Below are 11,641 nucleotides of genomic sequence, written 5' to 3'. Positions count from 1 at the left end.
CCACCGCCACCACCACCAGAGCCACCAGAACCATTGGCACCACACCCACTGCCACCACCCCCTGTGCCTCCAGAACCATTGCCACCAGAACCGTTGTCTCCAGAGCCACTGCCACCAGAGCCGTTGCCACCAGAGCCGTTGCCACCAGAACCGTTGTCACCAGAGCTACTGCCACCAGAGCCGTTACCGCCGGAACCATTGCCACCAGAGCCACTGCCACCAGAACCGTTACCGCCGGAACCATTGCCGCCAGAGCCGTTACCGCCGGAACCATTGTCGCCAGAGCCACTGCCACCAGAGCCGTTGTCGCCAGAGCCACTGCCACCAGAACCATTGCCGCCAGAACCGTTGTCACCAGAACCACTATCGTTCTGAGAACCGTTATTTCCTGGAGGTTTATTATTATCCTTTGAGTTTCCTTCTGCAAAATGATCACTATTTTGTACAATAGCGTTTGTTAATGGGCGGAAGTTTTCAGTTGCAGCATTACCAATATTTAAACCGCTAAAAAAAGATAAAGAGAGTGTTGATGCTAAAATGAAGATTTTCGTCATGGTTTTCCTCCTAAGAAATTAATATTCCATCTAAAATACATCCCTTTGTAATATTTCTTAGGAAAAAGAGTTTTATGCAAAAAAAACTATATATAGAAAAAGGTGGTGTATTTCTCAAAGCAGAAAAGAGTTAATGTAGATTTCCTACAAATAGTAGAGGCGGAGAATTTACATTCAGAACGGTAGAGGAAGTGGCAGTAGATGAAAGAGTATATAGCGTTTGATATTGGCGGTACGCAAATTAAGTATGGCATTGTTTCAGAAATAGGGAGAGTATTAAAGCGTAAAACAGTTGCAACAGAAATTCATTTAGGCGGAGAACAAACTATTCAAAAACTTATATATGTATCAAAAAAAATAATGAATGAACATACTATTGCAGGAATTGGTATTAGCACCACGGGGATTGTTGATATTAGTAAAGGAATTGTGACGGGAGGTGCGAATCATATTCCGGGATATCGTACTATTCCTATTATTGATAGATTGCAAGAGATATTAAAAGTTTCAGTATCGATTGACAATGATGTGAATTGTGCAGCGTTTGGAGAAAAATGGAATGGTAGTGGAAGAGAGAAAGAGAACTTTATTATGCTCACCCTTGGAACAGGGATTGGGGGAGCGATTTTTATAGACGGAGAATTGTACCGAGGGCATTCATTTAGTGCTGGTGAATGGGGGAATATGTTAATAGAAGGAAAACCGTTTGAAGAGGTTGCCTCGATTTCAGGATTAATTCGTCTTGTCAGAAAATATAAAGGAAAAGGTGAGTGGAATGGGAGATTAATTTTCGAGTTGTATGATAAAGGAGATCGGGAAGTTGCTCAAGCAGTTAGGATCTTCTTTAAACATTTGGCAATCGGAATTAGTAATCTTGCTTATATTTTCAATCCAGAAAAGATTATTATTGGTGGAGGAATTACCGATAGAGGAAATGAGTTTTTAAAAGAAGTAAAAGAAGAGGTCAGTAAATACTTAAACCAAGAGATTTATAATAATTGTGAGATTGAACTTGCACAAAACGGTAATTGTGCAGGAATGATTGGTGCTATTTACCACTTCTTACATCATCATAAGTAAATTATATGAATGTTTTCATATAACTGAGAATTTATCCTTTTTATCGCTAGGTAAATAATGCTACAATATAAGAGAAGAATACAATATTTTCCGATTTGGAAAATGCTTTGTAGAAAGGGAGAAACTTCATGCCTATTATTTTAGAAAAAGGTCAAAAGATCGATTTAACGAAAGGACAACCAAAAGTAGCAAAACTACAGGTTGGCTTAGGCTGGGATCCAATTGGGCAATCAGGTGGATTTCTGTCTTCATTATTTGGAAGTAAACCAAATGTAGATTGTGATGCATCTGTTGTTATGTTAGAAGGAGATCGTTTTTTAAACAAAAATGATTTAGTTTACTTCGGAAATAAACTTTCTACTTGTGGTAGTATTATTCATTCAGGAGATAATTTAACAGGTGAAGGCGCTGGTGATGACGAAACAATTTTCGTAGAATTACATAAAGTTCCGAGCCGTATTAATCGTTTAGTATTCGTTGTAAATATTTATGACTGTGTAAATCGTCGTCAAGATTTCGGGATGATTCGTAATGCATATATTCGTATTCAAAACCCGCAAACTGGTGAAGAATTAGCACGCTATAATTTATCGGATAATTATGCTGGCAAAACGACTCTAATTGCAGGTGAAATGTATCGTCACGGAAGTGAATGGAAGTTTTCAGCTGTTGGAGAAGGCACACAAGATAAAAACTTAAGTGAGATTGTATCACGTTATCAATAAAATAAACCGAGGAGGAATTGAATATGGCATCAATTTCATTGAAAAAAGGACAAAAGGTAGACTTAACAAAAACGAATCCGGGTCTTTCAAAAGTTCTTGTAGGACTAGGTTGGGATACGAATCGTTATGACGGACAAAACGATTTCGATTTAGATGTTAGTATTTTCTTAGTAGGCGCTAACGGTAAAGTTTCAGGTGCAGAGGATTTCGTCTTCTATAATAACCCAAAAGGTGCGAATGGTGCTGTCGAGCATTTAGGAGATAACCGAACTGGCGAAGGTGAAGGCGATGACGAATCGATCAAAGTAGATTTGAAAAATGTACCTGCACATATCGAACGTATTTGTTTCACAATTACAATCTATGATGGAGAAGGTCGTAGCCAAAACTTCGGACAAGTTTCTAACTCTTTCGTACGTATTTTAGATGAAGAAAAGAATGCAGAATTAATTCGTTACGATTTAGGAGAAGATTTCTCTATTGAAACAGCCGTAGTAGTAGGTGAATTATACCGTCATGCAGGTGACTGGAAATTCAATGCAATCGGAAGTGGATTCCAAGGTGGATTAGCGTCTCTATGTAATAACTTTGGTTTAGACGTAGAGTAATAGATTTAATTTATATATCCATCGGTGAAATGTATGTTTACCGATGGATATATTTTTAAAGATAAAAATATAGAGGTGAATATAGATGGTTATTCAATTACAAAAAGGACAGAAAATTGATTTGGGTAAGACAAGCCCTGGTTTAACAAAAGCAGTAATTGGTCTTGGATGGGATATTAAATCTTATGACGGTGGATCAGATTTCGATTTAGATGCATCTGCCTTTTTATTAGATGCAAACGGAAAATGTACGAAGGAAACTGATTTTATCTTCTATAATAATTTACAGTCTCCTTGTGGATCTGTTTTACATACAGGAGATAACCGTACAGGTGAAGGTGAAGGTGACGATGAGCAACTTGTTGTGGACTTAAAGAAAGTTCCAGCAGATGTGCACAGAATTGCTATTACAGTTACGATTTATGATGCAGAAGGCCGTAGTCAAAACTTTGGACAAGTAGGAAATGCGTTTGTTCGTTTAGCAAATGAAGAGACGAATGAAGAAGTTCTTCGTTTTGATTTAGGGGAAGATTTCTCCATCGAAACAGCAGTTGTCTTTTGTGAATTATACCGTCATAATGGACAGTGGAAGTTTAATGCAGTAGGAAGTGGATTCCAAGGTGGTTTAGGTGCGCTTGTAAGAGCGTATGGCTTGGATGCATAGAAAGGAAACGATATTCGTTTCCTTTTTTTGACCTTTCTATAAATCTAGCAAAGAATAGGGGATAAAGGTAAGATGAGTATTTTGCAAGGAATCCTTGATACGTATGCTCAGTTTTTCGACTTGGACATGTGGATTAAAGTGTTGCAAGATCCAGTATCTTGGGGATTAATAGGTACACTTGTTGTACTTGAAGGTTTGTTATCTGCCGATAACGCACTTGTGTTAGCAGTAATGGTAAAACACCTTCCGGAAGAAAAACGTAAAAAAGCATTATTCTATGGACTTATTGGAGCTTATGTGTTCCGCTTTATTGCGATTGGAATTGGAATGTTCTTAATTAAATTATGGTGGGTAAAACTTCTTGGTGCACTTTACCTTGCTTGGTTATCAGTAAAATACTTTATTGATAAGCGTAAAGGTGCAAGTGAAGAAGACGAAGCTCACGGTATGAATCAAAACAGTATTTTCTTTAGAATGTTCGGTGTCTTCTGGGGAACAGTTGCGATGGTTGAATTAATGGATATCGCGTTCTCTGTAGATAGCGTACTTGCTGCATTTGGTGTATCTAATGAAGTTTGGATTTTATTATTAGGCGGAATGCTCGGTATTTTAATGATGCGTGGTATCGCTGGTGTATTCTTAAAATTGTTAGAGCGTATTCCAGAGCTTGAAACGACAGCATATATTTTAATCTTAATTATCGCATCGAAAATGCTATTGTCTCTAATTGATATTCATATTAGTCATACACTGTTCTTCATTATTTTAGTTGTAGCATTTGGAGCAACATTTATAATTCACTACATGAAGAATTCTGGACAAGCTAAAGAAGAAGTTGCAGCTACTAAAGAAGACAATAAATAATTGAAATGGGTTTGCTCGTTTTACGAGCGCCCATTTTTTATAACCAAAAATAGTTTATAATAGAAGGAAGATTTAGAAAAAACGTAAATGTTTTTGGAGGTGAACTGTTGTGTTTTCACGTTTTACACTTCAACCATATGCATTAAAAGATGAATCAGATTTAAAGCAATTTGAAACACTTTTAGAAAAACGCCCACAATATGAGCTGACAGAGAATGAAATGAAATTTAGTTATATAGCATGTCGAATCCTTGGCGTTCCTAATGATGTAGATGAATATTTTAATAAACTGTTTGATTATAGTGAAGCGAAAGGAATCGAAGTTTTACACGAACAAAATTTAAACAAAGTGATTGATTCGGAAAAGCTTCGTCATATTCAAGAAGTGTTCGGATTACATCAAGAAGCACCAAATGGTCTGACAGTAAATAGGCTAGTTGCACACTTATCTGGGAAACAACTTTTACCGAAAGTAGACAATCCTGATTTACAGCATTACATACATGCGACGTTCATTTCAGTATTGAAATTATATGAGAAACAACATAATCAGTCGTTAAAGACAGAAGGTTTCCGTCGTTTCTTAATCGACATAATTAAACTAAGCGAAAATTACGTAGCGAAGTGGTTCTCTACGATTAATTATAAGAAACAAATGCCGCGTATCGTTTGGTATGGTGATGCACAGGAAAGCCGTATATATTTCTTATATTTTCTTATTATGCTCGGTTGTGATGTGCTTTATTATCACCCCGAAGGAAAAGATGGATTTGAAAATATTGATGAAGAGGGAAGAACTTTTGTTGTATCTCATCCGGGTCGCATTTCGCTTGAACCATTCCCTGATCGTCGACGTGAGCGTGTTGCAACAGTAGCGTATCAAGCTTCGAAAGAAATTGAACAAGTACTTCACCACGATAATTCACTATTATATAAACCGTGGCAATTTCGTTCGTATACACCTGTAGCACGTACGTTAAAAACGACATATGATGAACTCTTTTTAATTACGAAAGAAAAGGCATTTGTACGTCCAACATTCTTTGTTGAAAATAAACATATTTATATTCCTTCTTTATTTGCGAAAATATCAGGCGTTTCAAAGAATGATAAAGAATATTTTCAACGATTAAAGGTTGTTACATCATTTGATAACAGTTTATTAATTAATACATTCCCATTTACGAAAGAGCAAAAAGCAAATTTCCAATATCATTATCGAGATGCATTGGACCGAGCTGGGAAATTACATCCTGATCTAATTATGAATAGCCATTGGTGGCCGCATAAGCGTTTACCGGAAGGTTTACAACATGGGATTGCAGAGGCGATTATCCATACGTGCGAAAGTGAAATGTGCAAACCAATTGCGAAAGAAACGAAACAAGATGTAGCACTGTATGTTTTCGCACAACTTTCTCAAATACCACCTAATATTTTAGAACAGCTTGAGAAATTTGATTATTCACAAGATGTACCGAAAATTGTTATATTTAATAATGAGAAGAGTGGAGAATTAACTCGTTCTGACGCTGTTTTATTACTATTTTTGAATCAAATTGGAGTAGATGTATTCCATTTCAATCCCACGGGCAGAAACGATATTGAACCGTATGTTGAAGCAGGAGCATTCGATTCCCATTGGCTTGAAGAAGTTAATTTCGATCTTGAGTTTCATGGTTCATCAGCCTATAAAAATTTATCACAAACAATAAAAGGACTATTTCGTCCATTTTTATAAGGAAAGGGAGAATACCATATGAATAACCCAGTCGTACTAGATTCGAAAACTGAATTGAATGAGCAAACCGCACAAGATGTTCGCTTGCAACTTAGACAAGATGCAGATGTGCAACGTATTTATAACGCAGTAGATATTAAAGATCAACTGGAATTAATTGAACTTGGAAAAGAACCTTCTATGGAAATTTCACGTTTCGCTGATCAAATTTTACATACAATGTCTCTATCAAAGATAGAAGATTCTGGTGAATTGTTAAAGCAACTTGGTAAAATTATGGACAGATTTGATAGTAAAGACTTTGCGGAAGAAAAAAGTGGTTTCTTCTCGCGCATGTTCAAAAAAGCGGATAAAATGATAGAACAAATCTTTAGTAAATATCAAACGATGGGCCGCGAAATTGATAAAGTTTATGTGGAAATTACGAAGTACCAAGATGAGATGAAAAAATCAATTGGTACGTTAGATGGCTTGTATGAGCAAAACTTAAAATATTATTTAGACTTAGAGAAGTATGTAGTAGCAGGAGAAATGTTATTAGAGCGTTTAAATACAGAATTAGTTCCGATGTATGAAGAGCGCGTGCGTAATAATGATCAATTAGCAGGTATTGAATTAGAGTCGCTTAAAAACTCGGTTGAAATTTTAGAGCAACGTATTGATGATTTAGAAAAAGCTCGTATGGTTGCGCTACTTACAGCACCACAAATTCGCATGATTCAACGTGGTAATAATAAATTAATTGGTAAAATCAATACAGCATTTATTACGACGATTCCTATCTTTAAAAATGGTATCATTCAAGCAGTAAATGCGAAACGTCAAAAGCTTGTTGCAGATTCTATGGCTGAACTTGATCGCCGTACAAATGAATTACTTAAGAAAAATGCACAAAATATCGCAACGCAAAGTGTAGAAGTAGCGAGATTATCAGGTTCTTCTAGTATTAAAATGGAAACACTTGAGGAAACTTGGAACATTATTTCAAGAGGTATGCAAGAAACACAACAAATTGAAGAACAAAATAAACGTGAGCGTGAAGAAAGTCGCAAGCGTATGGCTACATTAACAGAGAATATCAAAAAAGAATTACAAGGATAAATGAAAAGGCAATGAGGAATAGTCCTCATTGCCTTTTAGTTTCTCTTCACTAATTTAATAATTTCATTCACAACAAGTGGAATGATACTTAATAAGAGAACAAATCCCCAATCTCGCATCGTTAATGCATGTACACCGAATATATTTGCAAGGGGCGGGATGGAGATGATACAAACTTGCATAAGAACACCGATAAGAAGGGAGAAGACTAAATATTTATTTGTAAAGATCCCAATTGAAAAAATCGATTTCGTTCTTGAACGCAAGTTAAATGAATGAACAAGCTGAGAAAAACTAAGAACGACAAATGCCATCGTTTGGGCATGTAATAGAGCATCCTCATCAATTCGCTCTGGGAAAAGAGGGAATAAATTTGTATCTCCAGTATAGAATTTTGCTCCGGCGATAAAGGCTATTAACGTTAAAATCCCAATGACAGCCCCATTGAAAATAAGAAAAGGAACGCTACCACTAAATAGGCTTTCTTTCGCATGTCGTGGTTTTTCCTTCATCACATCTGGATCTTCAGGATCAACCCCAAGTGATAATGCAGGCAGTGTATCTGTAATTAAATTTACCCACAAAATATGAATAGGTCGTAGGGGTGTTGCCCAGCCAAGTAAAATCGCTAAAAATAAAGCGATAATTTCTCCAAAGTTACAAGAGAGTAGGAAGAGAATTGATTTTTTTATGTTACGATAAATATTTCTACCTTCCTCAACAGCTTTCACGATAGATGAGAAATTATCATCTGTTAACACGACATCAGCTGCTCCTTTTGCGACATCTGTTCCTGTAATGCCCATCGCTACGCCAACATCAGCTTGCTTTAAAGATGGTGCATCATTGACACCATCACCAGTCATAGAAACGATATTTCCTTTTGCGCGTAATGCCTTTACAATTTTCACTTTATGCTCTGGAGAGACTCTAGCGAATACATTTAAATGATTAATTTTGCTAGCTAGTTCTGTATCTGAAATGTTATCTAATTCAGTTCCAATCATAATTTCAGATATTTCTTCAGCAATGCCAAGTTCTTTGGCAATTGCAAAGGCGGTATCTTTATGGTCACCGGTAATCATAACTGTGCGAATACCGGCTTTTTTACATTCTGTAATTGAATCTTTCACTTCAGTTCGCGGTGGATCAATCATACCGACAAGACCGATAAAGATAAGATTTTCTTCAAGATGATTTATATCCACATCGTTTGAATTGTATTTTTTAAATGCGAATGAAAGTACTCTTAAAGCTTCTTGAGACATTGCTCCGGCAGATTCTAATATTTGATTTTTATCAGAATCAGTTAAAATCTCGATTTTCCCGTTTTTAAAAATATGGTTACATCGAGGTAAGAGCTTATCGATAGCACCTTTCGTCATGCTATAGCAGTTTTCATCGTATGTATGCACGGTTGACATCATTTTACGATCTGAGTCGAAAGGTAGCTCGTTAACACGTTCATGTATTTTTTCTAAATGATCTTTTTGCATGTTAAAAGTGCTTCCGGCCACCAGAAGAGCAATTTCAGTCGGGTCCCCGGTTTGTGATTCGTTATTGTAAGACGCATCATTACATAGCACCATATTCTCTAACAATAGACGTTGCGTATCATTATTTACATTCAAATGTTCTAAGTGATCGTATGTGTTATCACTATAAAAGTGAGTAACAGTCATTTTGTTTTGCGTTAATGTGCCTGTTTTATCTGAACAAATAATTGTGACAGACCCGAGAGCTTCAACAGCAGGAAGTTTACGGATGATGACGTTTTGTTTAATCATACGCTGCACACCAATTGCAAGAACGATGGAAACGATAGCTGGCAAGCCTTCTGGAATAGCTGCAACGGCTAAACTAATAGCAGTCATAAACATTTCTAGTGTATCTCGTCCTTGTAAAAAGCCGATGAGAAACATCACGATACAAATAGCTACAGCAACAAAGCCTAAATACTTTCCGACTTGTGCTAAGCTTTTTTGAAGTGGTGTCATATCATCGTCTGCTTCATGTAACAGGGTAGCAATCTTACCAATTTGTGAGTTCATTCCAGTTTCAACAGCAACACCGACGCCTCTTCCGTATGTTACAAGAGTAGACATAAAGGCCATGTTTTTTTGGTCGCCGAGTGGTACTTGCTCATCACTTTGCATGGAAGGGTGGTAGATTGCATCTTTATCAACAGGGACAGATTCACCAGTTAGAGCAGATTCTTCAACTTTTAAATTTGCGGTTTCGATAAGGCGTAAATCGCATGGGATATATCGTCCGGCGTCGAGCATAACGATATCCCCTGGAACGACGTGCTCAGATGGAATTTCTTTTAGTTCACCATTTCTCTTGACGATAGCTTTAGGCGTCGCCATCTTTTTCAATGCCTCTAAAGCTTGTTCTGCTTTCGATTCTTGGACAACACCGATAACAGCATTTAAAACTACAACGAGCGCGATAATACTGGCATCCGCCCATTCACCTACAAAGGCAGAAATAAGGGCAGCAATAATAAGGACATATACGAGGACGTCATTAATTTGGGCGAAAATACGCTGCCATAAAGTGCGTTTTTGTTTTGTAGCTAATTCATTAGAACCGTATTGCTTTAAACGGTCACTTACAATCTCATCTGTTAAACCGTGTTGTTCGTTTGTTTCTAGGTCAATTAATGTTTGATCTTTCGTCTTACTGTACCAATTGCTCATAAGTAAGCACCTCCAGTAAAAACAGTTAGCAATGGTAGTGTTGCTATTATTTGTGAGTAGTATGTATGGAGAAAAAATCTAAGATGAGGTTCTACTTCTATTGTACAATATTTTACAGTTGGTTGAGGGAAAGAGAAGAGTTGTCATGAATTTGTTGGAAATAAAAAAGAGCCTCATATAAGAGAGGCTTTTTTACTTTTTAATTAATGTACCTAATTCTTCTGTAATAGCTTGCATTTCACTAATGCTGAAAGTTTCACGTTTCATAACATGATCATAAATGTCACGTAAATCTTCGTACATTTCTTCGTTAAAACTAGCAGCTCTCATCGCTCCAGCATTAACCATACGTAATTTTTCTTTAATAGCTTCGACCATATATTCAACGTTTTCTTCTGACTTTACGGATAAATCCACCGAAGTGTCCCCCTTTAAAATAACATAAGGCTATCTTAACATTTTTTATCATTTTCGTTAATGAATCTTTTCAATCCTATTAAATTAGTAGGGATTTCCTTTATATTTAATAATTGGTTGTTTATACTATAAGTATATATTAAGAAATGCACCAAGAAGGGAAGAAACAAAAACATGGTTCAAGTATTGTTTGTTTGTCTTGGGAACATTTGCCGTTCTCCAATGGCAGAAGCGATTTTTCGAGATCTTGTCGTAAAAGAGGGACTCGAAGAGAAAATTGTCATTGATTCTGCAGGAACTGGAAATTGGCATGTTGGCCATCCGCCACATAAAGGAACACAAAAAATTTTAAAAGAAAATGCAGTCACTTTTGAAGGAATTAAAGCAAGGCAAGTAGAAAAAGAAGACTTAACAAAGTTTGATTATATTATTGCCATGGACAACAAGAATATAGCAGATTTAAAAAGTTTAGGTAAAACTGGAGGCTATATTGGTAGACTGTCCGACTTTGTTCCAGACGGTGGCTGGACAGACGTTCCTGACCCTTACTATACAGGGAATTTCCAAGAAGTATATGACCTTGTAACAGAAGGGTGTGCAAAGCTATTAGCTTTCATTCGAAATGAACAAGGAATATGAGGAAGCTTAGAAAGAAATACTTTCTAACATAAGAAATGAAAGGGTGAAGGAATATGGCAAAGAAAAATAATATTGCTCGAAACATTGCGATTGGTGTAGCGGCAGGTGTAGCTGTATCCATGTTAAAGAAAGAAAACCGTGAAAAAGTAAAAAATACAGCAGAAAAAGCAAAAACAAAGATGATTGAAATTGGTGAAAATGCAAAGATCAAAGAAAAAGTGCAAACTGTTACAGATAAAGGACGCGAACTTGCTGATTTCAATGTGGTAAAAGCGAAAGTAGCAGAAATTAAAAAATTAACGCCATCTGTTGTAGAGACGTTAAAAGAAACGAAAGAAATTTTTAGTAAGAAAAAAGTTGAGCCAGAAGAAAAGCCAGAAACGATTGAAATTCAAGCTGTATCTCCAAAGGTAGATGAGCTGAAAGCAGAAGAAGAGCCAGTAGTTGCTGAAGATGGTGGTATGAAAGAAGCGCGTGAATTATTTATAAAAGACTCAAATGCAGTGGAAAAAAAAACTGAAGCGTACATTGAGTTAAAGCAAGATA

General features: G+C 36.5%; 11 protein-coding genes and 1 pseudogene. 9 read left to right on the top strand and 3 right to left on the bottom strand.

What is annotated here, in order from left to right; genetic code table 11:
* Positions 1-554 (bottom strand): annotated as a pseudogene (locus tag MR167_RS28135) (cell wall anchor protein); the annotation flags it as partial.
* Between the two features lie 201 nt (positions 555-755).
* On the opposite strand from MR167_RS28135, the gene MR167_RS28130 reads away from it, so the two are divergent.
* The 7 genes from MR167_RS28130 (at position 756) to MR167_RS28100 (ending at position 7,337) form a co-directional block, all read left to right on the top strand.
* A complete protein-coding gene (locus tag MR167_RS28130) occupies positions 756-1,634 on the top strand; it encodes an ROK family protein (RefSeq protein WP_242316025.1) in 879 nt (292 codons plus the stop codon).
* Positions 1,635-1,762: 128 nt separating this feature from the next.
* Positions 1,763-2,359, top strand: a complete 597-nt coding sequence (locus tag MR167_RS28125; protein WP_001121586.1) for a TerD family protein — start codon at positions 1,763-1,765, stop codon at positions 2,357-2,359.
* 23 nt (positions 2,360-2,382) lie between these two features.
* A complete protein-coding gene (locus tag MR167_RS28120) occupies positions 2,383-2,967 on the top strand; it encodes a TerD family protein (protein WP_000146729.1) in 585 nt (194 codons plus the stop codon).
* 85 nt (positions 2,968-3,052) lie between these two features.
* Positions 3,053-3,631 carry a TerD family protein gene (locus tag MR167_RS28115; protein ID WP_000236653.1) on the top strand — a complete coding sequence of 193 codons (579 nt, stop codon included), beginning with the start codon at positions 3,053-3,055 and terminating at the stop codon, positions 3,629-3,631.
* Positions 3,632-3,703: 72 nt separating this feature from the next.
* Positions 3,704-4,495: a TerC family protein gene (locus tag MR167_RS28110; RefSeq protein ID WP_000025702.1), complete on the top strand. Its 792-nt coding sequence runs from the start codon at positions 3,704-3,706 to the stop codon at positions 4,493-4,495.
* Between the two features lie 109 nt (positions 4,496-4,604).
* Entirely contained in the window at positions 4,605-6,236 is a 1,632-nt protein-coding gene (locus tag MR167_RS28105; RefSeq protein WP_016097650.1) for a YceG family protein, read from the top strand.
* 18 nt (positions 6,237-6,254) lie between these two features.
* A complete protein-coding gene (locus MR167_RS28100) occupies positions 6,255-7,337 on the top strand; it encodes a toxic anion resistance protein (RefSeq protein WP_001064413.1) in 1,083 nt (360 codons plus the stop codon).
* 35 nt (positions 7,338-7,372) lie between these two features.
* On the opposite strand, the gene MR167_RS28095 is transcribed toward MR167_RS28100, so the two are convergent.
* On the bottom strand, positions 7,373-10,039 hold the full coding sequence (locus MR167_RS28095; protein WP_000073682.1) for a cation-translocating P-type ATPase: 2,667 nt from the start codon (positions 10,037-10,039) through the stop codon (positions 7,373-7,375).
* Positions 10,040-10,231: 192 nt separating this feature from the next.
* Positions 10,232-10,456: a DUF1128 domain-containing protein gene (locus tag MR167_RS28090; RefSeq protein ID WP_000366196.1), complete on the bottom strand. Its 225-nt coding sequence runs from the start codon at positions 10,454-10,456 to the stop codon at positions 10,232-10,234.
* 174 nt (positions 10,457-10,630) lie between these two features.
* On the opposite strand from MR167_RS28090, the gene MR167_RS28085 reads away from it, so the two are divergent.
* On the top strand, positions 10,631-11,095 hold the full coding sequence (locus MR167_RS28085; RefSeq protein WP_242316023.1) for a low molecular weight protein-tyrosine-phosphatase: 465 nt from the start codon (positions 10,631-10,633) through the stop codon (positions 11,093-11,095).
* A 53-nt stretch (positions 11,096-11,148) separates the two neighbouring features.
* Positions 11,149-11,641, top strand: a 493-nt coding sequence (locus MR167_RS28080) for a DUF4075 domain-containing protein (RefSeq protein ID WP_242316021.1), incomplete at its 3' end; no start/stop codon positions are given.

It is taken from the genome of Bacillus cereus group sp. BfR-BA-01355 (genome assembly GCF_022663675.1).
GTDB classification, from domain to species: domain Bacteria; phylum Bacillota; class Bacilli; order Bacillales; family Bacillaceae_G; genus Bacillus_A; species Bacillus_A thuringiensis_S.
Note: the sequence above shows the minus strand (reverse complement) of the source record. Positions and strands in the feature narration are given on the sequence as shown.